General features: G+C 68.2%; 23 protein-coding genes, 1 tRNA gene and 1 pseudogene. 11 read left to right on the top strand and 14 right to left on the bottom strand.

The annotated features are described in order from the left end of the window. Positions 1-54: 54 nt before the first annotated feature. A complete protein-coding gene (locus CEG14_RS18050) occupies positions 55-1,050 on the bottom strand; it encodes a Bug family tripartite tricarboxylate transporter substrate binding protein (RefSeq protein ID WP_094827792.1) in 996 nt (331 codons plus the stop codon). A gap of 167 nt (positions 1,051-1,217) precedes the next feature. Here CEG14_RS18050 and CEG14_RS18045 point away from each other — a divergent pair, with 167 nt between their 5' ends. Both CEG14_RS18045 and CEG14_RS18040 read left to right on the top strand, forming a co-directional pair. After that, entirely contained in the window at positions 1,218-2,123 is a 906-nt protein-coding gene (locus CEG14_RS18045; protein WP_094827791.1) for a LysR family transcriptional regulator, read from the top strand. A 185-nt stretch (positions 2,124-2,308) separates the two neighbouring features. Continuing rightward, positions 2,309-3,226: an SDR family oxidoreductase gene (locus CEG14_RS18040; protein WP_094827790.1), complete on the top strand. Its 918-nt coding sequence runs from the start codon at positions 2,309-2,311 to the stop codon at positions 3,224-3,226. A 45-nt stretch (positions 3,227-3,271) separates the two neighbouring features. On the opposite strand, the gene CEG14_RS18035 is transcribed toward CEG14_RS18040, so the two are convergent. The 3 genes from CEG14_RS18035 to CEG14_RS26405 all read right to left on the bottom strand — a co-directional run bounded on the left by CEG14_RS18035 (position 3,272) and on the right by CEG14_RS26405 (position 4,632). After that, positions 3,272-3,955, bottom strand: coding sequence for an SOS response-associated peptidase (locus CEG14_RS18035; RefSeq protein ID WP_094827789.1), 684 nt, complete (start codon positions 3,953-3,955; stop codon positions 3,272-3,274). Between the two features lie 93 nt (positions 3,956-4,048). Beyond that, a complete protein-coding gene (locus tag CEG14_RS26075) occupies positions 4,049-4,246 on the bottom strand; it encodes a hypothetical protein (protein ID WP_143277241.1) in 198 nt (65 codons plus the stop codon). Positions 4,247-4,482: 236 nt separating this feature from the next. Then, positions 4,483-4,632: a hypothetical protein gene (locus CEG14_RS26405; protein WP_176461423.1), complete on the bottom strand. Its 150-nt coding sequence runs from the start codon at positions 4,630-4,632 to the stop codon at positions 4,483-4,485. Between the two features lie 405 nt (positions 4,633-5,037). Here CEG14_RS26405 and CEG14_RS18030 point away from each other — a divergent pair, with 405 nt between their 5' ends. The 4 genes from CEG14_RS18030 to CEG14_RS26070 are packed head-to-tail and all read left to right on the top strand — an operon-like array spanning position 5,038 to position 9,444. After that, positions 5,038-8,556, top strand: a complete 3,519-nt coding sequence (locus CEG14_RS18030) for an autotransporter domain-containing protein (protein WP_094827788.1) — start codon at positions 5,038-5,040, stop codon at positions 8,554-8,556. A 42-nt stretch (positions 8,557-8,598) separates the two neighbouring features. Beyond that, positions 8,599-8,844 carry a hypothetical protein gene (locus CEG14_RS26670; RefSeq protein ID WP_256985829.1) on the top strand — a complete coding sequence of 82 codons (246 nt, stop codon included), beginning with the start codon at positions 8,599-8,601 and terminating at the stop codon, positions 8,842-8,844. Positions 8,845-8,846: 2 nt separating this feature from the next. Beyond that, positions 8,847-9,119 (top strand): RusA family crossover junction endodeoxyribonuclease, encoded by a 273-nt coding sequence (locus tag CEG14_RS26665; RefSeq protein WP_256985827.1) that lies wholly within the window; start codon positions 8,847-8,849, stop codon positions 9,117-9,119. Between the two features lie 16 nt (positions 9,120-9,135). Next, positions 9,136-9,444, top strand: coding sequence for a hypothetical protein (locus CEG14_RS26070; protein ID WP_143277240.1), 309 nt, complete (start codon positions 9,136-9,138; stop codon positions 9,442-9,444). Between the two features lie 2 nt (positions 9,445-9,446). Here CEG14_RS26070 and CEG14_RS18020 read toward each other — a convergent pair whose 3' ends face one another. Continuing rightward, the gene (locus CEG14_RS18020; protein WP_094827787.1) at positions 9,447-10,127 is read right to left on the bottom strand and encodes a hypothetical protein; all 681 of its coding nucleotides are present in this window, start codon (positions 10,125-10,127) and stop codon (positions 9,447-9,449) included. Between the two features lie 63 nt (positions 10,128-10,190). Here CEG14_RS18020 and CEG14_RS26400 point away from each other — a divergent pair, with 63 nt between their 5' ends. The 3 genes and pseudogenes from CEG14_RS26400 to CEG14_RS18005 all read left to right on the top strand — a co-directional run. Then, positions 10,191-10,427, top strand: a complete 237-nt coding sequence (locus tag CEG14_RS26400) for a hypothetical protein (protein WP_094827786.1) — start codon at positions 10,191-10,193, stop codon at positions 10,425-10,427. A gap of 13 nt (positions 10,428-10,440) precedes the next feature. Then, positions 10,441-10,626 (top strand): terminase small subunit, encoded by a 186-nt coding sequence (locus CEG14_RS26500; RefSeq protein ID WP_218831343.1) that lies wholly within the window; start codon positions 10,441-10,443, stop codon positions 10,624-10,626. A 691-nt stretch (positions 10,627-11,317) separates the two neighbouring features. Beyond that, a pseudogene (locus CEG14_RS18005) lies at positions 11,318-11,603 on the top strand (glycoside hydrolase family protein); the annotation flags it as partial. Positions 11,604-12,077: 474 nt separating this feature from the next. Here CEG14_RS18005 and CEG14_RS26065 read toward each other — a convergent pair. From CEG14_RS26065 to egtD, 5 genes are all read right to left on the bottom strand, one after another. After that, positions 12,078-12,716 carry a hypothetical protein gene (locus CEG14_RS26065; RefSeq protein WP_143277238.1) on the bottom strand — a complete coding sequence of 213 codons (639 nt, stop codon included), beginning with the start codon at positions 12,714-12,716 and terminating at the stop codon, positions 12,078-12,080. Next, positions 12,706-12,921 (bottom strand): hypothetical protein, encoded by a 216-nt coding sequence (locus CEG14_RS17995; RefSeq protein WP_094827785.1) that lies wholly within the window; start codon positions 12,919-12,921, stop codon positions 12,706-12,708. The genes CEG14_RS26065 and CEG14_RS17995 overlap by 11 nt, the downstream gene beginning before the upstream one ends. 244 nt (positions 12,922-13,165) lie before the next feature. Next, positions 13,166-13,242: transfer RNA gene (locus CEG14_RS17990), tRNA-Met, on the bottom strand. Positions 13,243-13,447: 205 nt separating this feature from the next. Further along, positions 13,448-14,809: an ergothioneine biosynthesis protein EgtB gene (gene egtB / locus CEG14_RS17985; protein ID WP_373454208.1), complete on the bottom strand. Its 1,362-nt coding sequence runs from the start codon at positions 14,807-14,809 to the stop codon at positions 13,448-13,450. 2 nt (positions 14,810-14,811) lie between these two features. Beyond that, positions 14,812-15,783, bottom strand: a complete 972-nt coding sequence (gene egtD, locus CEG14_RS17980; RefSeq protein ID WP_094827784.1) for an L-histidine N(alpha)-methyltransferase — start codon at positions 15,781-15,783, stop codon at positions 14,812-14,814. A 315-nt stretch (positions 15,784-16,098) separates the two neighbouring features. Between egtD and CEG14_RS17975 the strand changes: the two genes are divergently transcribed. Further along, complete coding sequence (locus tag CEG14_RS17975; RefSeq protein ID WP_143277237.1) at positions 16,099-16,695, top strand: hypothetical protein; 597 nt, start codon at positions 16,099-16,101, stop codon at positions 16,693-16,695. Continuing rightward, on the top strand, positions 16,696-18,183 hold the full coding sequence (locus tag CEG14_RS17970) for a phospholipase D-like domain-containing protein (protein WP_094827782.1): 1,488 nt from the start codon (positions 16,696-16,698) through the stop codon (positions 18,181-18,183). 7 nt (positions 18,184-18,190) lie between these two features. On the opposite strand, the gene CEG14_RS17965 is transcribed toward CEG14_RS17970, so the two are convergent. From CEG14_RS17965 to CEG14_RS17950, 4 genes are all read right to left on the bottom strand, one after another. Beyond that, positions 18,191-19,849, bottom strand: coding sequence for an FMN-binding glutamate synthase family protein (locus CEG14_RS17965; RefSeq protein WP_094827781.1), 1,659 nt, complete (start codon positions 19,847-19,849; stop codon positions 18,191-18,193). A gap of 142 nt (positions 19,850-19,991) precedes the next feature. After that, a complete protein-coding gene (locus tag CEG14_RS17960) occupies positions 19,992-21,218 on the bottom strand; it encodes a YeeE/YedE family protein (protein WP_094827780.1) in 1,227 nt (408 codons plus the stop codon). Positions 21,219-21,349: 131 nt separating this feature from the next. Continuing rightward, positions 21,350-22,660, bottom strand: a complete 1,311-nt coding sequence (locus CEG14_RS17955; RefSeq protein WP_094827779.1) for an arsenic transporter — start codon at positions 22,658-22,660, stop codon at positions 21,350-21,352. Positions 22,661-22,673: 13 nt separating this feature from the next. Beyond that, positions 22,674-23,618 (bottom strand): AEC family transporter, encoded by a 945-nt coding sequence (locus CEG14_RS17950; protein ID WP_094827778.1) that lies wholly within the window; start codon positions 23,616-23,618, stop codon positions 22,674-22,676. Positions 23,619-23,667: the final 49 nt, after the last annotated feature.

Raw genomic sequence — 23,667 nt, 5'->3', positions numbered from 1 at the left:
AAAATGGACCGGCCCGGTCTGCACCGGGCCGCGGGTCGTGCCTGTCGCCAGGCGCTAGTTGGTCTGGATGTTGCGGGTCTTGATGATTTCACCATAGCGGGCGCGCTCGCGCGCCGCGAGGTCTGCGAGCTGCGCCGGCGTCGAGCCGTGCGCGACCGCGCCCTGGGCCTCGAGCTTGGTCTTCATGGCCGGATCTTCGGTGATCTCGCGGATCGCCTGGGCGAGCTTGTCGATCACCGGCTGGGGCGTGCCGGCCGGTGCCAGCACGGCGGTCCAGGAGCCGGATTGCGCGTTGTGCACGCCGGCCTCGTCGATGGTGGGCACGTCGGGCATGGCGGGCGAGCGCTTGTCGCCCGTCACGGCCAGGGCGCGCAGCTTGCCGGCGGCGACATAGGGCATGGTTTCGAGCACCGACGCGAACAGCATGTCGACCCGGCCGGCCATCAGATCGGTCATGGCGGGGCCGCCGCCCTTGTAGGGCACGTGCATCAGTTCGGTGCCGGTGGCCTGCTGGAAGATCTCGCCCGACAGGTGCGGCGCGCCGCCCGTGCCGGAACTGGCGAAGGTATGTTTGCCCGGCGCGTTGCGTGCCAGTCCCACCAGCTCCTGCACGTTCTTGGCCGGCAGCGTGGCCGGCACCACCAGCACGAAGGGCAGGTCGGAGAACAGGGACACCGGCGCAAAGGCCTTGGTGGGCTCGGAATTCAGCTTGTAGATCCAGGGGTTGATGGCCAGCATGCCGGAGTTGGCGAACAGCAGCGTGTAGCCGTCGGGATTGGCGCGCGCCACCAGGTCGGCGGCAATCTGGCCGCCCGCGCCGGGGCGGTTGTCGACCACCACCGAGGCACCGAGCTTTTCCTGCAGCGCGGCTGCGAGCAGACGCGCCGAGATGTCGGTGCCGCCGCCGGGCGAGAACGGCACCAGCAGGTTGACCGGCCGCTCGGGATAGGACGCCGCCGTGGCGGCCTGCGGCAGCAGCGCGCAGGCGCTCGCCGCCACGGCGGCCGCGAGCAGCCGGATGCGCATCCGCGCGGGTTGTTTTGTCTCCATCGATCTTCTCTTTTGTCTGTATGCGGCAGCGAGGCCGCGGGCCACAGGTGCCGTCCGGACCGGGTCCGGGCCGGCGGCCGCCTGCTTGCCGGGCCAGTATAGGGAGACGCCCTCATGGATATCCATTCGAGCTATAAATAGCATTGATCAATACCGGGATTGAATCGATGGAATTCCGCCAGCTCGAGTGTTTCGTGGCCGTGGCCGAGTCCTTGCACTTCGGCCGCGCGGCCGAGCGCCTGTGCATGACCCAGCCGCCGCTGTCGCGCCAGATCCAGCTGCTGGAGCAGGCGCTGGGCGTGACCCTCTTCGAGCGCAGCAGCCGCCAGGTCGAGCTCACCGCGGCCGGCCGCCACTTTCTGCGCGACGCGCGCCACCTGCTCGAGTATTCGGCCCGTGCGGGCGCCACCGCGCGGCGCGCCAGCGGCGGCGAGGCCGGCCACATCACGCTGGGGTTCACCGCGGTGGCCTCGTACCGATTGATGCCGGCCATGATCATGCGGGCCCGCCAATTGCTGGCGGACGTCGAGATCCAGCTGCGCGAAACCGTGTCCACCGACCTGAACCGCCTGCTGATCGCGCGCGAGGTCGACGCCATCCTGGCGCGCAGCCTGCCGCAGCAGCCCGGCATCGAGGCCCGCCTCATCGTGCGCGAGCCGCTGGTGCTGGCCTTGCCGGATGGCGCCGCGCTGCTGGAGCACGACACCATCACGCTGCGTCAATTGCACGCGCAACCATTCGTGCTGTACTCGCCGCGCGAGGGCAAGTATTTCTACGACCGCATCGTCGGGGCGTTCGGCCTCGCGGGCGTGCAGCCGAACTATGTGCAGAGCGCGGGGCAGACCCACACGCTGCTGGCGCTGGTGCGCGCCGGCATGGGCATGGGCATCGTGCCGGACTCCGCGCGCGAGCTGCGCCTGGAGGGCGTGCAGTTCCGGCCGCTCGCACAACGCAACTTCAACGCCGACATGTATCTCGCCTGGCACGCGCAGCACGAGAACCCGGCGCTCGCGGCGTTTCTCTCGCGCGTGGCGCGCATCGACGACGCCCCGCCCGCGCCGCGTGCGCGCTGAGGGGAGGGGCGTCTGGCGGAGCAGGGGGCGCGTATGGATCGTGCAGCGCAGATGCCCTGCGGCGATTGACGGGGTATGGCTGTATAGTCGAGGCGATTTTTCCGAATTCAGAGTGATTTCCCGACGCTCGCCGGACAGGCCTATGGCTGCGGCGCGCGTGTACAAACGACGGAGGCTGGCCCCACATGGCTGCGCGACGAGTGTTGGTATTGGGGGCGCGCGGCCTGGTCGGCGAGCGCCTGGTGTCTCAATTGCTGTATGCGGGCGCCGAAGTCTTTGCGGCCACGCGCGGCACGCCGCCACCTTCGCGTGAGCGGCTGACCTGGTTCAACATGGAGGCGCAGGCCTCGCTGGCAGCACTGGAGGCGTCCGGCGGATGCGACACGGCCATCTCCGTGTTGGGCATCTGGCTGTTGCCGCAGTACTTTGCCAGCCTGCAGGCCCTGGGCGTCAAGCGGGTGGTGTCGATTTCCTCCACCAGCCGCTTCACCAAAACCGAATCCGGCTCCGCCAAGGAGCGGGAGGTGGTGCGCCTGCTTCAGGACGGAGAAGAACAATTGCGTCGTTGGGCCGAGGCATCGGGCATCGAGTACGTGATTCTCCGGCCCACGCTGATCTACGGCGACGGTCGCGACAAGAACATTACGCAGATCGCGCGCTTCATCCGCAAGTTCGGCTTTTTCCCCGTCATCGGGGCGGCCAGCGGTCGGCGTCAGCCGATCCACGCGAAGGATGTTGCGGGGGCCTGTCTGGCGGCCGCGATGGCCGACACGTTGCCGGTGCGGGAGTTCCAGATCGCGGGCGACGAAGTGCTGCCCTATCACGAGATGGTGGCCCGGGTGTTCCAGGCGATGGGCAAGAAACCGCGCATCGTGCGCGTGCCGCAAGGCCTGTTTCACACGGCGATCCGATGCGCCCGCCTGTTGCCGCGCTTTCGCCATTTCACGCCTGACATGGCGAATCGCATGGCGGCAGACATGGTGTTCGACACCTCGGATGCGCGTGCCGTGCTCGGGCATGCGCCGCGCCGCTTCTCGCTCGAGTCTTCAGACCTGCCCTGGAACGTGGGTGAGGCCGACGCTGCGGGGCCGCGCGCCCGCTGATCTACCCGTGGTCGGGCGGAGTACGCGCCGGCGGTGTCGACGCGATCAGGCGTCGCTGTTTGTGCTCGTCGGCTCCGGTTGCGCCTGCAACCGTTCGGCCGGATAACCCTGCAGGAAATCGCGCCGGTTGGTCGCATCGGCGTGCAGCCAGTCGCCATAGGCCCCTTCGGGCAACACCACCACCATGCGCTTCTCGTCGCCCGCGCGGTGATACTCGCGAAACAGCGGGTGTGCGGAGGCGTTGATGGTGAGCATGGTGTAGGTCTCGACCCAGGCGCCGGACGCGTCGCGATAGCGGTCCCAGAGGCCGGCGATGCCGAGCGGATGGCCGTCGGCGCGCGTGAAGCGGGTCGGCACGGCCTTGCCGCTGCGCCAGTCGGGCTCGTAGATCGCCTCGGCCGGCACGATGCAGTGCTGGCCGCGCCGCCAGGCGTTGCCGAAGGTGTACGAGCCCGCCGCCGTCTCGCTGCGGGCGTTGAAGGTCGAAAGTCTGCCGGCGCGGGCCAGGCCATCCGCGCGCACCTGCGCCGGGATCAGCCCCCAGCGGCCCGCCACGGCCTCGCGCCCGGGCACGGCCGGGTCGCCCGCATCCCACGCGATCGGCCGCCGGATGAACAGGCCCTGGTAGCGCGGCCACATGTCCTCGGGCAGCCGGATGTCGGGGCGGTGTGTCTCGTAATACTTGCGCAGGCGCTCGGCCTGCTTGACGGCTTGGTAGTGACTGCACATCGCATCGCATCTCCGTGAGGCCGTCGGCGCGGCGGGCGGGGGCGCCCTGACGCAAGGTGAAGCAGGCAGGGCACGCCGCGCCACCGCGTCGCCTTACAGCGGCGGGTGATCGAAGCGCCGCAGGACGACGCGCGGCAGCCGCCCGATCAGCAACCCGACCGCCACGGCCAGGCCCTGGCCATCGTAGCCCGCACCGGGCACCGCGGCGATCGTGACGCAGGCCGCCACGCCGGCCCCCACCTGGATGCGCCGGGGATGGCGAAAGCGCGGAGGCCGGGACCGGACCATCATAGCCGGCCCCATGACACGGCCGCACAAGGTCTTAAAAGGCCTCGGAAGGCCGCACAAGGCCGCACAAGGCCGCACCGGGCCTCACACGGCCTCACACCGCCTCGGCATCGCGCGGGCGGGACCGCGCCATCGCGTGCGCGGGCGGCCGGGCGGGGTCAGGCGGGCCGGCACGCGATACGCCGTGCGCCGACCCGGCGCGACGTGCGGGCGGCCGTCTGCAGCCACCTGCAGCCGCGTCAGCGGTCTTGGAACCAGAGCGCCGCCACGAGGATGGCAATGCCGACGATCTCCGCCGCGAGCCAGGCATCGCCGCCAGGCGCGGGCCAGGTCATGGCCAGGACGACGGCCGGCACCACGGCCAAGGGGATGAGGACGGGAGTACGCAAGGCGTTGCCTTCAGGAGGTGGATGTGGCGTGAGGAGGGCGCAGGCCCGAGGTTGCGGCCATTGCGCAGGCGAACTGCAATGTTGCCTGTATGGACCGCGCGTGACGCGCTTGGTGCGCAGGACGAGTCCTGCAATCGATGTGCGGATTGATCCGATAGTGCGAGTCGCGCGGGATTCATATGTCCCTGTTCGCTTTTATTGCGGTTTGACGTCTGGTGTGAACTGCGACGGCTCTGTCCCGCAAACTGTCGGACGGATCAAACGCGGCCCGGCAAGAGCGCCATCCATTGGTCCGAGTCAGCATCGCGATCAATCGGATCAAGTCGCTTCGTCGCGACGCTGATCCGCCCGCGCGCTACCGATAGTCTCCGCTGCTCTCGAATCATTCGCGCCGACGGAGGCCCAATGAGTAAAAGCAGCGATGCGCAGCGACATTTCCGGTGCTACGGCAAACGTCATTCCCTTTCCGTGGCACTGCTGTGTGCCTGCGGGATCTTGCCCAGTGCGGCGGTGCTGGGCCAGCCCTACATGCGCTACGACGGCAGCAGGACCACGGACCTTTCCGGGGCGCTGTCGAGCTGGACCGACGCCGCCGAGTTCACGTCGGATTGGGGCCTGGGCGCGATGAAGGCGCAGCACGCCTACGCGCGCGGATTGAGCGGCGCGGGCGTGCGACTGGGCGCGGTCGACTCCGGCTTTCTGGCGAGCCACCAGGAGTTCGCGACGCGCGGCGTCCGGGCGCTCCAGGTAAAAGGCCGCTACCGCGACGTGGGGAGCCAACTCGACGGGGGCGGCATGTCATGGCGGGCCGGCGAGGCGTTCGATGTGCCCGGCGTCCACCAGCCGCAGGCCGATCTTGCCCGGCACGTCGGCAAGAACGACAACCACGGCAACCACGTATCCGGCACGATCGCGGCCGCTCGCAATGGGGTTGGCATGATGGGTGTGGCATTCGGCAGCCGCTACGCGATCGCCAATAGCAACGGCACCGACGCATCGCGCTACGGGTCCAACATGGACTACAACTATTTTCACGCCGCCTACGATGCCGTCGCGGCTTCTGGGGCGCGCGCCATCAACAGCAGTTGGGGATCGCCCGCGGACGTCGACGATTATGGATCCGTGCAGTCCTTCACCGAGGCCTATGCGCGCCTCGAGGGCGCAGGCAAGAAGACCTGGCTCGACGCCGCCGCCGACGTGGCGCAGGCGCACGGCGTGCTGCACGTGTGGGCGAACGGCAATGCCGGGGCGGCCAACCCCTCGGTGCGCGCCGGCCTGCCGTATTTTCGCCCGGAGGTGGAGTCGAAGTGGATTGCCGTCACGACCGTCGACGAGCAGGGCGGCACGCACTTCAATCGCTGCGGCGTGGGCAAGTACTGGTGCCTCGCCGCGCCCGGCATGCGGATCAACAGCGCCTCCTTGCAGGGCAATGACAAGTACGAGATCGAGAGCGGCACGTCGATGTCGGCGCCGCACGTCACAGGCGCGCTGGGCCTCCTGATGGAACGCTATCCCTACCTCGACACCGAGGCGGTGCGCACCATCCTGCTGAGCACGGCGTCGCACCGGGGCGACAGCTCGGCGGGGCTGCCCGACGCCACCTTCGGCTGGGGCGTGCCCGATCTCGAGCGAGCGCTGGAGGGCCCGGCGCAGTTGTTGGGTCGCTTCGTTGCCGATGTGCCGGCGGGCGTGTCGGATGCGTGGCGCAACGGGGTCTCCGATATGGCGCTCAAGCAGCGGCGCGTGGAAGAGGCTGCGGAGCTCGCTGCCTGGCCCGCCGAACGGGAGCGGCTGCAAGCCGCTGTGAAGCCGGTGCCGCCGCTCGTGGCACCGACCGCGGAGCTGGTCGCCGGCATGGCGGCGGGCCGGAAGCTGCTGGCCGCGGCGACCGAGTCGCTGGTCCACGAGACATTCTCCTACACGCGCTACATGGACGCGATCACGGCGCTGTTCGCCGACCCCGCAGGACGCGCGCTGGCCGCGCTGTACGGCGCGGCCCATCCCCGCTGGGAGACCCGGTACGGACCTGCAGGCGCAGGCGAGGCGTTCGTCGCGGGCCGCACCGACGCTGCGTTGGCGAGCGCCGCGATGAACGTGAAGCGCGATGTCGCGCTGGCATATAACGCGGGCGTGCCGGCGATGGTCGAAGCTCGTGACGCGCGCATTGAGGCCCTGCGCGCGAAGACGGCAGCGGACTACGAAGTCCGGTTCATCAAGCGCGGTGCCGGCATGCTCGCTCTGCAGGGCGACAGCGGGTACACAGGGCCCACGATCGTGGATGGCGGGGAGCTGCGCATCATCGGCTCCATCGTGTCGCCGACCACTGTGCATGCGGGCGGGACGCTGGTGGTGAACGGCCGTAGCGGCGACGTGGCGGTCAGCGGTGGTCGCGCGTCGCTCGACGGACAGAGTGCCGCCGTCGTGGTCGCGGGCGGCGGCCTGCTGGAGGGCGATGGCACCCTGGCGAGGCTGCACGCCGGTGCCGGCGGCATCGTCGCGCCCGGGCATTCCATCGGCACGCTGCACGTGAGCGGGGATGCGGTGTTCACGCCCGGTTCGGTCTACGCCGTCGAGCTCGCGCAAGACGCGAGCGATCGCATCGAGGCCGGTGGCCAGGCGAGCCTCTCCGGAGGAACGCTGGCCCTGGGCCTGGCGTCCGGCGCGCGCGGCACGGGGCTTGCATCCCTCCTAGGGCGGCGCTATGCGGTGCTGCTCGCCCACGCGGGCGTGCGCGGGCGGTTCGACGGCGTGCAGGCGCCCTCGGTGTTTGTCGATGGCCGGTTGGGCTACGAGGCAAACCGAGTCACGCTCGCGCTGGCCCGTAATCGCACATCGTTCGCGAGCCTGGCCGAGACCGGCAATCAGCGCCGCCTCGCCGCGGCGATCGAGACTGCGGGCACACCCGGTGTGTACGAGCGCGTGCTGGACGCCCGCGCGCGCGTCGACGCGGTCGCGGCCTATCGCGCCTTGTCCGGCGACATCTATCCGGCGCTGGCGAGCGCGGCGATAGAGGAAAGCCGTCTGCTGCGCGATGCGATGGCGGGTCGGATGGACCCGGCTCGGCTGCGCTCCCTGCGCGCAGGTCAGCAGGCCGCGGGCGGTTGGGGACAATGGCTCGGGGCGCACACCTACGTGCGCGGGGATGGCGAGGCCGACGGATACGGCAGCCGTACCGATGGCTTCCTGCTCGGCGCGGACGGCGACCTGCACGGCACGCGCGTGGGCGTCGTGGCCGGGTACGGCAGGGGTTCGGTGCACGCTGCGAATCGGCCCGCTTCGGCCAAGGTGGAGGCGTACGACTTCGGCATCTATGCCGGCCGCCAGGTCGGGCCTTGGGGTTGGCGGGCAGGGGCCACCTATGGCGCCCGCCATGCGGATGTGAGGCGCGCGGTGCGATTCGCGGACCTGGCCGACGCCAGCGCGGCCGACGTGCGCGGCACCGTCATGCAGATCTTCGCGCAGGCTGGCTGGCGTGCCGTCGATACGGAGCGCACGCTGCTCGAGCCGTATGCCGGCCTGGCATGGGTGCATGCGTGCGAGCGCGGCTTCGTGGAGTCGGGCGGCGCGAGCGCCTTGCGAGGTCGGCGCGCGAGCCACTTGGCCGCCTTCGCCACGGTGGGCCTGCGCGGCGAGGTTCGGCTGGCGTTCGATGCGCGGCGCCAGCTGAGCGTGCGCGGCGGACTGAGCTGGCGCCACGCGCTCGGCGATACCGCCCCGCGAACCACGCTGGCATTCGCGAGCACGCCGACGCGCAGTCGATTCACGGTCCGAAGTCCGACCCTCGCGCGCGACGCGGCCGTGGTGGATCTGAAGGCAACGCTGTCGATCGGCGCGAACGCGAGCGCGGGGCTGGCGTACTCGGCACTGCTTGCGGGCTCGACGCACAGCCAGGCGGTGCATGCGGAGGTGGCGTGGCGGTTCTGAGAAGGGCTGACCGCCGCGCAGGCGGACGTTGCCCTCGATTCGATGGCCGGTTCGCTCGCCGGTTATTCCGATCTCAACAGGACGCCGCAATCCGGCGCCGTCCGCCTTAGCCTGCCGTACGAACAGCGCGAACCGCTACTGGGCCAGCCGCACGTCACGCCGAAGGGCGGCAAGGGCAAATCCTTCACCGCCACCTACGTGACCCAGGAAGCCAAGGTTTATAAGGCCCAGGTTGCGATGCACGCCGAGGTGGCCGCGGCGTGCTGGCACCGATCGCAGGACGCGTGAGCGTGGAATTCACCCTCTACCTGCACCGCCCAAAAGACTTGCAGCGGCGCATGCGCAAGGATGGCGCGGCCTGGGACGACACGGTCCAGTGCCTGGACCTCGACAACGCGCAGAAGGTCGTGCTGGACCGCCTCAAGAACGTCATCTTCGAGGGTGACGTGTGGGTGCGGAAGCTGACCTCCGTGCGTGCAGAGCCCGACGAATTCGGCGCGCGCCTGATGGCGGTGGTGACGCCGCTAGGCGCGCCGCAGCCTCAGACCAACCTCTTTGCCTGACCCTGGAGCAAAAGCTATGGCCGAAAAATCCGTTTGCACCCGCGCCTGGAACAACGCCTGCGCCCTGGCCGGCGCGAAGCGGCGCGCAGCCGGCGAAACCGTGCCCGCCGGTGCCAACCTCGCCGTGCTGGTTCACAACATCGCGAAGCGGTGCTGCCTCGCCGAACGCAGCCATTGCGCGCGCGGCGAGTTCGTGGCGGCCTATCTCACCGCAAGGTCGGCCGCGAGGTGGCGCCGGCACGCGAGGCAGATGCGATGCGCCGCCCGCTGTTCCGGCCTGTTGCATGCGTGCAGCAACGTCTTGCACCGAGGCCTATCTGAATGACCTTAATCGCCTAGACCTTCCTGTTTCATAATGCGAAGGTGAGTTCGCACCAAACGGTCAAAGGCCGGGGCGGTGCAGGAATGCGCCGTGAGGATTCGCTCAACGCTCTCCTCGAGAATCCCTGCGACAGCGGCGACGTTCCCGGGCTCGCGGGCAAAAGAATGCGCCAAGTGCAGCTGTCCTGCGGTGGCGACAATCATCGCCGCCAAGGATTCGCTATATGGTAAGAGCGCCGCTACGTCACACGACTCCAACTTCTTCCTTGTCGATATTAAGTCCTGCTCAATTGTGGGCCGATAGTCTGTGGCCAAGTCGTTCTCAGAAAACGATTTGCCGGCGAAAGACTTCAGTTGAAGTTCCATCTCATGAACAACGACTTCAAGCAAGTCTCGGTGGCGAGCGGCGAGCACTTCTCCGAGCCGCTTCGCCTCTCGCGCCTTCTCCTTTTGTGTTTGCAGGGCAATGCCCAGAGCGATAAGGGCCGCCGTCCCGGTGGCGATTGCAGCGGCCCAGCCATGGACCGCGTCCTTAGAAACGAAGTCGATCCAGCCCTTCCATCCAACGCTCATCGCGCCAGCTACGAACACCAGCGTAGTGATGAAGAGGATGGCGGCAATCCACGGTGCCTCAGCGACGTACCACTTAGCCAGGCCGATCCAACTTGCGCGCAGCTTCTCAATCATCGTTTGTCCCTCACATCCCCTGTATGCACACAGAAATGTAACCGAACCGGCGGGGACGCGGTCATGGGCCGCCTGCGCGACGTCGAAGACTTCCCGATCCTCGCCCGCGTCATCACGCCCAGCGGTCGGCAGGGTGTGGTCGTCGCGCACCAGGGTGCCCACTCCGAGCACGACACGCACGAGCGCTGCGTCGTCCGATACACCGACAGCAAGGGTGCCGGCGCTGACCGCGGCACCGTCGAGCTCTTGCCGCGCCTGCTCAAGACGGCCAGCGAAGGACGGCAATTCGAGTTGTTTTAGGGAGAGTGCCCGCATGGCGCGCAAGACGCTGACGGACAAGGCCAAGCGCTTTGTCGACGAGTACCTGATTGACAGGAACGCATCGGCCGCGTGCATCCGCGCCGGCTACAGCTCGAAGTCCGCCAAGCAGATCGGCTGCGAGCTTCTGGCAAGCCCGACATTGCGGACGCGATCGCTGCGGCGCAGGCCAGGCGCCTAGAGCGCGTTGAGGTGGACCAGGACGCCCTCCTGCGCGGCCTGCTCGCCGCCGCTCACACCGACAGCAACGAGCTCACGCAGTTCCGACGTATCCGCTGCCGCTACTGCTACGGCGAGGGCCATCGTTACCAGCGCACGGCCGGCGGAATGGAACGCGACCAGGCCGCGACCGCGCTGCCGTGGCCACGAGCAAGGCTAACCGGAGGCTTCTCAAGCCAGGGCGGCTGGACCAGCAGGGCGGGACCGGGTATCACAAGCTCAAGGACCCGCACCCGGAGTGCCCGGAATGTTTCGGCGAGGGCGCGGGTGAGACCTTCATTAAGGACACCCGCAAGCTGTCGGCGGGGCGCGCGCCGTCTTCGAGGGAATCGAGCAGACCAAGGACGGGCTCAAGGTGCGCAGCGCTGACCGGGCCACGGCCACCACGCTGATCATGCGCCTCGCCAGCATGCTGGTAGACAAGGTCGACCACACAACGAAAGGCGGCCAACTGCCCAGCGCCGCGACGCCGGCCGTCATCAACGTCACGGTGGGCGCGCAAAAGTTACCGCGCTGGATATCAACCTGCATCCGCGCCAAGGCGAGACCCCGAAGAGCCTCGGTACCGAGATCTCGTACGGTGGCGCGGCCGGAGGCGGCAAGTCGATTCTCATGGGCGCGCTGGCGATCAGCTGGTGCGCCGCGAACCCCGGCAGCTGAAGCTGGCACAGTGCATCAACGTCGCAATCAGTTGGCCGACCTTTGACGCGCTCAGCAGCCACGCCCACAATCGGGGTGCCCAGCACCTGCGCGAGCCGCGCGGTACGCCTCTCCACCGCTGGGCGCTCGGCCGACGGCTGCAATGCCCGGGCCAATGCGCAGGACGGCTCGGCGTTGTGGTCCTACGTGACTGGGTCGGGCCGGCAGAAGGTGTTCGTGCAGGGCCTGCTCAACCGCCGCCGCGACGAGCGGCGCCTCTACCTCTCGGGGCTTCAATGATTCCGTGCTCGGCTTGGCCGTACCTGATCGGCGCCGCCGTGCTGGCGCTTGCCCTGGGTGGATGGCGCATTGACCGGCAACTGCACGGTGCGCGGCAGCATGACGCCGGCGTCGCCACTGAGCGCGCAGCCTCGCTCGAGCGACAGGCACGCGTCGAGCGCGCAATGCAGGAGGAACGAAATCGTGCTGAGGCCAACTGCCGCGGCGCCGTCCTTGCATGCCAAAGCGCTGAAAAAACTGTCGCTGCTCAGCGGGTTCAGATTTCGGGCTGCGGGGCAACTTGCCGGCCAGCGTGCAGTGCCTGCCGGCGCTGGCGGCGGATCTGATGGCGCCTGCCCCGATTGGATTGGAGTTATCAGGGCGTGTGTCGCGGAATATGAGCGACTGGGCCGCGATGATGCAGGGTGGGCCGACCAAGTGAACGGCCTACAGGGCTATGTGCGCGGACTGAAGAAAGCGATAGACGAGCGAAAGTCAAGTCTGAGTCTTCATCACACCGTAGATGACAAGTGATATCGCAACGAACGCGAAGATTGCTGAAATCCAACCCAAGAGAATCGCAAGGTTGTGCAGACGGTCAGCCCGAGTGTTTTCTTTTGCTCCGGCAACATCATTCACGTCGTGCCATGTGTTCGCGGCCGAGAACATTTTTCGACGAGATTTCATCGCCTGATGTCTTCTGTGTAGACCTTGACTATTGAAGTGCAGGTTCAGGACGGCGAGACCGCAACCCAGAAGAAAGAGTGCAGCTGCCGCTTGCAACGTGTAATCGGAGCCGTTACGCCCTGCAATCAAGGCTGTCACGCCGGCGAGGCCGGCAGCATTCAGAAGCACGAGATGTTTTACTAGTTCAAGTTCCCAGGCGAAAGACAAGTCCGCTAGAAGACGAATAGGAGCGTCGAGTTCCGCCTCTTGTTCTGCACGAAACTTATTAAAACTCGCGAGCATCCATCGTAAATGCAGAGCGGTTCTATTTGCGGCATCCGTGCTGACTAGCCAGTCTCTTGCGTAGATCCGAGCACGTTCGCCGTCCCGTCCCTCACGATGTGCCCAATCTGTGGCGACTAGTTCGGCATGCTCTCGGGAATCAATACGGGTTTGATCAGGCTCCACGGTTTTCCTCGGTAAACGCGGCGGCGATCGGCCATTCTAACCACCACCGGTGATAGCAGCGTTGGTGCATGGTCTCCTCAGACCCGATGAATATGATGTCGCGGTGATCGATGTAGATCAGCCTAGGTTCCAGCAGGGTGGGGACGGCCGACTTTTCCACCGCGCCGAACTTCTGCAGCCGGTCGAGGGTGAGCCGGTTCTCCATCCTGGCCAGGGCTTGGTTGTTTTATGGCGATCAGGCGCACTTCGGCCGGGATCGGCGCGGGCCAGCTGGCGCGCGCGAGCTTCTTTCCAAGGTGGTGGGTGAGGGTGACGGTGCAGATTTTGCGCATGGCGCAGTACTGTTTGTGCATCCAGTATACCGCCGGCCATCTGAATAATTGCGGAGCGCACAAGGAATTGCGGAGCAAAACAAAAGGCCCGCAATTGCTTGCGGGCCTTGGTATTCCTGGTGGCGCATCCCTGATTCGAACAGGGGACCTGCGGATTATGATTCCGTCGCTCTAACCGGCTGAGCTAATGCGCCATCTCGTGTCTCGCGCGGCTGTTGCGTTGCGTGATCAGCGAAGAACGAAACTATAGCACAAACATTTTTGGTCGTGCAACACCCCGCACGCTTTTTTCTGACACCCCGCGACGGGTGCGCCCGAGCCTGTCACAGCGTCCGGCGCGAGGGCCGTGGGACGTCGTCCTCGCGCCTGCCGCGCGCAGCCCGGACCCGCGCCCGGCGTTCAAATGTCGCGCGCCAAGCGGATGCCCGAGAATTGCCAGCGCGCGTCGGCGGGGAAGAAGTTGCGGTAGCTGGCGCGGATGTGGCTGGCCGGCGTGGCGCAGGAGCCGCCGCGCAGCACGTACTGGTTGCACATGAACTTGCCGTTGTACTCGCCCACGGCGCCGGCGGGCGCCGTGAAGCCGGGGTAGGCGTCGTAGCTGGTGGAGGTCCATTCCCAGGCATCGCCGTAGAGCTGCACGGGGCCGCCGGCCGCGTTCGGACGCGGGGCGGGGCAGGGGCCGAGCCGGCCGGTGTCGAGCAGGTTGGCATGGGCGTCGGCGCCCGGCACCACGCCCTGGCGCGAGCGCGTGGCGTGTTCCCATTCGGCCTCGCGCGGCAGGCGCACGCGCGCCCAGCGCGCGTAGGCGTCGGCCTCGAAGTAGCTCACGTGCACCACGGGCGCCTGCAGGTCGAGCGGCTGCAGGCCGTGCAGCGTGAAGACCTGCCATTCGTCTTTCTGGCCCTGCCAATACATCGGCGCACGCCAGCTCTGGGCGCAGACCTGGTCCCAGCCCAGCGACAGCCACAGCTCGGGCCGGCGATAGCCGCCGTCGAGCATGAACGCCAGGTATTCCGCCTGCGTCACCAGCCGGTTGGACAGGTAGAAGGGGGTGAGCAGCACGTCGTGCGCCGGGCTCTCGTTGTCGAACGCGAAGCCGCTGCCCGCATGGCCGATGCGGACGATGCCGCCTTCGTAGCGGGTCCAGCCCGCCGGCGTGCCGGGCGGCAGGCCCGGCGCGGGCGCCTCGGCGTAGGCCGGCGCGATCGGGTTGCACGACAGCAGGTGCTTGATGTCGGTCAGGATCAGTTCCTGGTGCTGTTGCTCGTGGTGCAGGCCCAGCTCGATCAGGGCGCGCGCGTCCGCGCCCTCGGGATCGTCGGCCAGGCGCCGCAGCAGGACCTGCATCGACGCGTCGACACGCTCGCGGTAGTGCAGCACCTCGTCGAGCGTGGGGCGCGTGAGCAGGCCGCGCTGCGGGCGCGGATGACGCTCGCCCACGCCGTGGTAGTAGGAGTTGAACAGCACCCGGTATTGCGGATCGACGGGCCGATGCGCGGGATGGAAGCGCGCCAGCACGAAGGTCTCGAAAAACCAGGTGGTGTGCGCCAGGTGCCATTTGGTGGGGCTGCAGTCGGGCATCGACTGCGCCTGGCAGTCTTCGGCCGACAGCGGCGCGGCCAGGCGGCGCGTGGTGGCGCGCACGTCTTCATAGCGCTCCGCCAGCGTGACCGGCGTCTTGCGCGCGAGCGGCGGATGGGTGAGGGCGCAGGCCGCGTCGGCCTGCGCGTCGTCGGTGTTGAACTTGCGGCGGGCCATCATGATCAGGTCCTCGCGCTGAAGACGCTGAACCAGTCGCGCGCATCGGACCAGTGGCGGATGTCGCGGAAGCCAGCGCGCTCGAGCAGGTCGGTGAAGCCTTCCACGGAGTACTTGTGCGAGTTCTCGGTGTGGATGGTTTCGCCCGCAACGAATTCGCGGGTGCCGCCGGGCCAGGACACGACCACGCCGCAGCGGGCGCGCAGGTGCATCTCGATGCGGCAGTCTTGTTCGTTGTAGAAGGCATGATGCGCCCAGTCCTGCACGTCGAAGTCGGTGCCCACCAGCTGATTCACGTGGCGCAGCATGTTCAGGTTGAATGCGGCGGTCAGGTGCAGGGCGTCGTCATAGGCGGGCTCCAGGACTTCGCGCGGCTTGATGCGGTCGATGCCGACGAGCAGGCCGCCCTCCGGGCTCTGGTTGCGGATCCGCACCAGCATCGCCAGCGCGGCATCGGGGTCCAGATTGCCGATGCTCGAGCCCGGGTAGAAGAACAGCCGTTGCGCCGGTGGCACCACCGGCGGCAGCCGCAGGCCCTGCGAGAAGTCCAGGCCGAGTGCCGTGATCTGGATGTCGGGCCAGGTGCGACGCAGGCGGTCGACGGCCTGCTGCAGATAGTCGGCCGAAATATCCACCGGAATGTAACGGCGCGGTTTGAGCGTGGGGAACAGGCGCTCGGCCTTCACACAGTCGCCCGCGCCCAGATCGATCAGGGTTTGTACCGAGCCGGTGTGCGCCGCGATGTCGGCGGCATGGCGGGCGAAGATTTCCGCCTCGCAACGCGTGGGGTAGTACTCCGGCAGCTGGGTGATCGCGGTGAAGAGGCTGGAGCCCAGCGTGTCGTACAGGAACTTCGGTTCGATCTGCGCGTGCGGGGCCAGCAGGCCGTCCGCCAGCGCCTGACGCACTGCGGCCGCGGCCGCGTCGTTGTTGTCGGCCGGAACTTCGGCGGCTAGCTTCTTCTGCGGGTGGGCCATGTGGTGTTCCCCTGAGAATGGCGTCGGGATGCGCGAGTGAAGGGCTATTGTGCGTGCCGCCGCCCCGCGGGTGTCAAGGCGTGGGCGCCCCACAGCAAATTTCTTTTACATGCGGCAATCTCCCGTGGCGGCAATGAAAGCGGGGGTGGCCCGCATTGCCTGCTGCAACCGCCTGCGCCCCGGGCACGGGGAGGCAGGGCCCGGGCAGAAATACTGCTTTACGGCTGGTTGCCAAACCTCAGGACAGCAAAAAGTGACGGGCCCAGAATGCAGTCGTACAAGCGACAGCCTTGTGTACGAGCCAGGAGGCGAACCATGACCGCAATAGTCGTCGCACGGTTTGACAGCGTCCCCTCGGCACGCAGCGCAGCACACGCACTGTTGGCCGATGGATTTCGCGAAGATGCGATCAGCATTCTCTATGAAGACCCCCCGAAGGCGTCGCGTCAGCACGCCCAGTCGGGCCCCGATCTGAGCACGCCCGCCGCGCGTTATGGCGCGGTGGCGAGCGCGGCTGCGCTCGCCACCTTCGGCGCGATCCTCGGCGCGCTCGCCATGCTGACGCTCGAAGACCCGGGCAGCATCGCCCTCGTCACGGGGGCGGCGCTGGGCGCCTATCTCGGCGCGCTCGCCGGCACGGTATGGGTGCTGCGCGGTGTGCGGCGCGTACCCGTGCTGCTCGAAGAGGAAGGCGAGCCGCAGGTCGAGCGCGTGGTGCTGCTCGCCGTGCAGATCGAGCCCGGTCTCGAATACAGCGCCGTGACGCTGTTGCGAGACGCCGGTGGCCAACATATTCAGCGTGAACGTGGACGCTGGCGCGCCGGCCGTTGGGCCGAACGCGAACCCGCCCGACGCATGTCGGGCAATGGACCCAAGCCCGCCGGGGCGCATCGTACCCAATGGCAACCCTGAATGAGCAATCGGCCTGTCGCGGCGCCTTCGGGCGGCCGCAAGCGCGCAGGAGCGCTGCGTCAGTTGGCGCGTGTGTGTGTGTGGGCCGTGGTCGCCCTGGCCGCAGGATGCGCGAGCGTCCCGGGGCCGGAGGCATTGCGCGAGCGCCGCGCCCAGGCCGGGCTGTCGGCGGACTCGGGCTGGGATAGCTACGAGCGCGGCCGCGACATCGCGGCCGGCATCGGCAAGAAGCCGGGCGAAAAGGCCGACGAGGCGTCCTTCATGGCGCGCCACGTGGCGGTCGAGGAAGCCATCAGCGGCGCGCCGCTGGTGCAGGGCAATGCCGTGCGGCTGCTCGCCGACGGCCCCGCCACCTACAAGGCCATGCTCGGCGCGATCGCGCAAGCGCAGCGCTACGTGCACATGGAGACCTACATCTTCGATGACGACGAGCAGGGGCGCCGCTTTGCCGACGCCCTGATCGCGGCGCGCCAGCGCGGCGCGAGCGTGGCCGTCATGGTCGATGCGGTCGGCACGCTGAGCACCTCCGACGCGTTGTTCAAGCGCATGCGCGACGCGGGCGTGCAGGTGGTGGTGTTCAATCCGGTCAACCCGCTTGCCGCGCGCGCCGGGTGGTCCATCAATCAACGCAATCACCGCAAGCTGCTGGTGGTGGACGGCCAGGTGGGTTTCCTGGGTGGCATCAACGTGAGCAGCGTGTACTCGTCGAGCTCGCGCTCGGGCAGCAAGGGCGGCAGCGGATCCGGCCTGGGCAGCGGTCCGGCCGATGGCCCCCATCCCGATGCGGCGCAGATGCCGTGGCGCGACACCCATATCGAGGTGCGCGGGCCGGCCGTGGCGGAGATCGAGAAGGTGATTCTCGAAGGGTGGGAGTCGCAGAAGGGGCCGCCGCTCGAAGGCGACCGATTCATGCGCGTGGTCAAGCGCGAGGGCAATCTCTCGGTGCGCATCCTGGCCAACGATCCCAACGACAGCGAGGACGGCTACGCGGTCTACCTCACGCTGATGTCCGCGTTCGAGAGCGCACAGAAGTCGATCCACATCACGATGGCCTACTTCGTGCCCGACCCCGCCTTCATCGAGGCGCTGGCGCAGGCGGCCCGGCGCGGCGTGGAGGTGATCCTGATCCTGCCGGGCTTCAGCGATTCCGGGCTGGTGTTCCATGCCGGCCGGTCGCACTACGAAGACCTGCTGACGGCGGGCGTGCAGATCTACGAGCGGCGCGACGCGTTGTTGCACGCCAAGACCGCCGTGGTCGACGGCGTGTGGTCGACGGTGGGCTCGAGCAACATGGACTGGCGCAGCTTCGCGCTGAACTTCGAGCTCAACGCCGTGATTCTCGGGCCGGAGTTCGGCGCGCAGATGGAGGCGTTGTTCCGCGAGGACGTGGCGGCCTCGGTGCGCATCGACGGCGAGGCATGGCGCGATCGCCCGGTGGACGACCGCTTCATGGAGTTCTTCGGCCGGATGTTCGAACGCTGGCTGTGAGCCGGGTTCAGGCGTGACCCGGCGCCAGCTCGTGGGCCTGGGCCAGCGCCGAGGTGATGTCGGTGGCCGGCGCGAACGAGTCGGCCCGCGCCATGGTCCAGCCCACCAGGAACACGTTGTGGCGGAACTCGCCGCGCAGCAGCTCGCCCGGCGCGAGCTCGGGGAACAGCGCCGACAACAGGCGCACTTCCGATGAGGAGATGCGGCGCGCAATATGGTGCGGACGCAACTGACTCGGATGCGTGAGTCCCGCGGCCTCAAGCAGTTCGGCCAGCGCATGCAGCGTGTTGCGGTGGAAATGCATCACGCGCTGCGCCTTGTCGGGCACCACCAGCGCGCGCTGGCGCAAGGGGTCCTGCGTGGTGACGCCGGTCGGGCACTTGCCGGTATGGCAGGCCTGCGCCTGGATGCAGCCGATGGCAAACATGAAGCCGCGCGCGGCGTTGCACCAGTCGGCGCCCATGGCCATCACGCGCGCCATGTCGAAGGCGGTGATGATCTTGCCCGACGCGCCGATCCGGATGCGGTCGCGCAGATTCACGCCGATCAGGGTGTTGTGCACCAGCCGCAGGGCCTCGCGCAAGGGCGTGCCCACGTGATCCACGAACTCCACCGGCGCGGCGCCGGTGCCGCCCTCGGCGCCGTCGACCACGATGAAGTCGGGCGTGATGTTGGTCTCGAGCATGGCCTTCACGATGGCGAACCATTCCCACGGGTGGCCCATGCAGAACTTGAACCCGACCGGTTTGCCGCCCGACAGCTTGCGCAGTCGCGCCACGAACTGCAGCAGGCCGATGGGCGAGTCGAAGGCGCTGTGGCTCGACGGCGAGTTGCAGTCCTGCCAGGCCGGCACGCCGCGCGCCTCGGCGATCTCCGGCGTGACCTTGCCCGCCGGCAGGATGCCGCCGTGGCCGGGCTTGGCGCCCTGCGACAGCTTGATTTCGATCATCTTCACCTGCGGCATACAGGCGTTGCGCACGAAGGCTTCCTCGGAAAACTGGCCGGAGGCGTCGCGGCAGCCGAAGTAGCCCGAGCCGATGTTCCAGACCAGCGCGCCGCCCGGTTCGCGGTGATAGCGGCTGATGCCGCCCTCGCCGGTGTCGTGCGCGAAGTTGCCGCTGCGGGCGCCCTCGTTGAGCGCCAGCACCGCATTGGCCGACAGGGCGCCAAAGCTCATGGCCGACACGTTGAAGGCCGACATCGAATAGGGCTGGGTACAGTCCGGGCCGCCCACCATCACGCGGAAATCGCTGTCTTCGATATGGGCCGGCGTGAGCGAATGATTGATCCACTCGTAGCGGTCGCCGTACACGTCCTCCTGCGTGCCGAACGGCCGCTTGTCGATGTCCTGCTTGGCGCGCTGGTACACGATCGAGCGCTGGGCGCGCGAGAACGGCGCGGCGTTGGTGTCGTCCTCGAGAAAGTACTGGCGGATCTCGGGCCGGATGAATTCGAACAGGAAGCGCAGATTGCCGATCACCGGGTAGTTGCGGCGGATCGCGTGGCGGGTCTGGATCAGGTCGTAGACCCCCAGCACGCTGAGCGCGGCGAGCGGCACGGCGAACCAGAGCCAGCCCCACGCGCCGGCGGCGGCGAGGCCGAAGGTGACGAGGGTGGCGACGACGATCAGGGCAAAGGCCGTGTAGCGGCCGAAGAGCTGTTGCATTTGTTGTGTTCTCCGGGGGCGGCTGAGGGCATCCACCATACCAGAGCCGTGCTGACGCCAGCGTGAGCGCCGCGCGGGATTCTGCTTTCCAAATGCACAAGCCCGGCGCGAGGCCGGGCTTCGAGGCGAGGGCCGAGCGTGCTCAGCAGCTGGAGGCGGCCGGCGTCTTCTCGACCGCCAGGCCGAACAGCGGGCGCAGGCGCACGCCCAGGGCGCTGCCCACGAAGGCGGCCGGCAGCCACAGCCAGGCATGCAGGCTGCCCGACAGGATGCCGCTGAAGTAGGCACCGATGTTGCAGCCGAAGGCCAGGCGCGCGCCATAGCCGAGCAGCAGGCCGCCGATCACGGCGCCGGCCAGCGAACGCGCCGGCACCTTCCAGATGGGCGCGAACTTGCCGGCGGCCGAGGCGGCCGCGAGGGCGCCCGGCATCAGGCCGATGTCCATCACGGTCGTCACGTCCTGGCGCAGCGGGGCGTTCAACGAGGCGGCCTGCTTGGCCCAATAGGTCCAGCTCGCCACGTCGCCGCCGATCGCGTCGTAGGCCTTGGCGCCCCACAGCGCAAACGCGGAGGTGATGCCCCAGGGCCGGCCGGCCAGGGCCAGCGTGGCGAAGTTGAGCAGCACCAGCGCGACGCCGCCCCACAGCAGCGACCACGGGCCCTGCAGGAACGAGGCGGGGCGGGCGGTGCGCGAGGCGAACGAGATCAGGTGGCCGTGACGGCGCTTCTCGAGCACGGTCGTGACCCAGGCGATGAACGCGAACACGGCCAGGTTGGCGGCGAGCGCGGTGCCCACGCCCCAGGTCTTGACCAGCGAGGTCGGCGCCATCGCCGGCAGGTTGGACCACCAGTCGAAGTTGGCCGTCGCGATGACCGAGCCGATGATGAAGAACACCAGCGTCACGATCATGCGGGTGTTGCCGCCGCCCACCGCGAATAGCGTGCCCGAGGCGCAGCCGCCGCCGAGCTGCATGCCGATGCCGAACAGGAACGCGCCCAGCACGACCGACACCCCCGGGGGCGACACGAAACCATTGACCGGCTGGCCGAACAGGCTGCCTTGCGACAGCACCGGGAAAAACAGCAGCACGCCCAGCGCGAGCATGAACATCTGCGCGCGCAACCCGGCGCCGCGGCGGTCGGCCACGAACACGCGCCAGGCCTGGGTGAAGCCGAACGAGGCGTGGTAGAGGGCCACGCCCAGCAGCGCGCCGATGATCCACAGCGCGCTCTGGCGCAGGCTCACGCTCTGGGTCAGGTAGACGGCGCCGATCGCCAGCAGGGCCAGGGCGACCCACAGCGGCTTGCGGTTGATCTGGATCGGCGGCAGGGCCGCGGGATACGAGAGGGTGGAGGCGGGGTTGCTCATGGGCGCGCTTTCCGAACGATGAAAGGGCGCTCGCGTCTCGCTGGGCGCCCTGTAGGGTGATGGCGCCAGTTTAGGGTCAACCCTTAATTTCGTTAACTATTTGATTTTGATTTTTTAATAATTAAAAGTAATTAAACACCGTGTTGCAGCCACCAGGCCAGCGCCGCCAGCGTGGCGAGCAGCACCGGCAGGGTCAGCACGATGCCGACCCGGAAGTAGTAGCCCCAGGAGATCGTCAGCCCCTTGCGCGCCAGCACGTGCAGCCACAGCAGCGTGGCGAGGCTGCCGATCGGCGTGATCTTCGGCCCCAGGTCGCTGCCGATCACGTTGGCGTAGATCATTGCGCTGCGCACCGCCGCGTCGGTGGTGTGCACGTCGGCGATGGCCAGCGCGCCCACCAGCACGGTGGGCAGGTTGTTCATCACCGACGAGAGCAGTGCGGTGATGAGGCCCGTGCCCAGCGCCGCGCCCCACACATTGCCGGCGCCGTCGGCATCGATGCCCGCGCTCCAGGCCAGCGCGCGGCTGAGCCAGGCGGTGAGTCCCGCGTTGTGCAGGCCATACACCACCAGGTACATGCCGAGCGAGAACACCACGATGTGCCAGGGCGCGCCGCGCATGATACGGCGCGTGCCCACGATGTGCTGGCGGCCCGCTACGAGCAGCAGGCCGGCCGCGCCGACCGCCGCGATCGCGCTCACCGGTATGCCGAGCGGCTCCAGCACGAAGAAACCCACCAGCAGCAGGGTCAGCACGATCCAGCCGGCGCGGAACGTGACCGGATCGCGGATCGCGCTGCGCGGGTCCGGCAGGCTGGCGGTGTCGAACCGGCGCGGGATGTCGCGGCGGAAGAACAGCCACAGCACCACCAGCGACGAGACCACCGCGGCGACGTTGACCGGCACCATCACCGCCGCGTACTCGCCGAAGCCCAGGCCGAAGAAGTCGGCCGACACGATGTTCACGAGGTTCGACACGATCAACGGGATGCTGCCGGTGTCCGCGATGAAGCCCGCGGCCATGACGAAGGCCAGCGTGGCGGCCGGGCCGAAGCCCAGCGCCAGCAGCATCTCCATCACGATGGGCGTGAGGATGAGGGCCGCGCCGTCGTTGGCGAACAGGGCCGTGACGGCCGCGCCCAGCAGCACGATCAGCACGAACAGCCGATGGCCGCTGCCGCGGCCCCAGCGCGCCACGTGCAGGGCGGCCCATTCGAAGAAGCCGGCCTCGTCGAGGATCAGGCTGGTGATGATGATCGCGATGAAGGTCGCCGTGGCGTTCCACACGATGTGCCACACCACGCCGATGTCGCTCAGATGCACCGCGCCGGTGGCGAGCGCGAGGCCCGCGCCGATCAGTGCGCTCCAGCCCACGTTGAGCCCGCGCGGCTGCCAGATCACCAGGACCAGCGTGAAAACGAAGAGGGAGACGGCGAGCAACATGGCGGCGTAGGGATCAGGCGAGCGGGTGGCTGCTGACCCAGGCGACCAGCAGGCTGACGGTGAGGACGGAAATGATGGTCGAGACCAGGATGGCACGCGAGGTGGCGCCCGCATCGCGGCCGTACATCTGCGCCAGCATGAAGGGGCCCGTGCCGATCGGCAACGCGGCCATCAGCACGGCGGTCCAGGCCCAGACGTCGGGCATGTCGAACACGCGGAACGCCAGCCAGGCGGTCACGGCGGGCTGCACCAGCAGCTTGGCGAACACCATGCGGCCGACCGCGCCGCGGCCCGATGCGGCCGGCGTCTGCGCCAGGAACAGGCCGATCGTGACCAGCGCGCAGGGGCTGGCGGAGGCGCCCAGCAGTTCCAGGTAGTGATCGACGCCGCTCGGCACGTGCACACCGGCCACGGCGAGCGCGAGGCCCAGCAGGGGCGCGACCAGCAGCGGATTGCGGGCCAGGGCGCGCGCCACCTTGGCCAGCGTGCCGGTCCAGTGGCGGTCGCGATGCTGGTCGAATTCGATGATGGCGATGGACACCGCGAACAGGGCGCAGGCCGTGAGCAGCGTGGCGATGATCGAGGGCGGCAGGCTGGCCGGTCCGAGCAGGGCGAGGCACAGCGGGATGCCCATGTAGCCGGCGTTGGCGTACGCGCCGGCCAGGCCGTCGAGCGTGCGATCGCTCAGGGCCAGGCCGCGCCGGCCCAGCGGCAGGAACGCCAGCAGGAACGTGGCGCAGATGCCCCCCCAGAACGCGCCGATATAGCCCCAGTGATTCAGCTGCGACAGGTCGGCGTTGGCCATCGCGCGAAACAGCAGTGCCGGCAGCGACAGGTACACCACGTAGCGGTTGAGCGCCTGAGTCGCGGACTCGCCGAGCACCTTGAATCGGGCCGCCAGCCAGCCCGTCAGGATCAGGGCGAACACCGGAAACGCGGCATTGAGAACGGCGGACATGGGCGGGCGGCGTAGCGTGGCGCAGACAGGGGAGGGCGGGAGGCGCCCA

The sequence above is a fragment of the Bordetella genomosp. 1 genome, assembly GCF_002261335.1.
GTDB lineage: Bacteria > Pseudomonadota > Gammaproteobacteria > Burkholderiales > Burkholderiaceae_B > Bordetella.
Note: the sequence above shows the minus strand (reverse complement) of the source record. Positions and strands in the feature narration are given on the sequence as shown.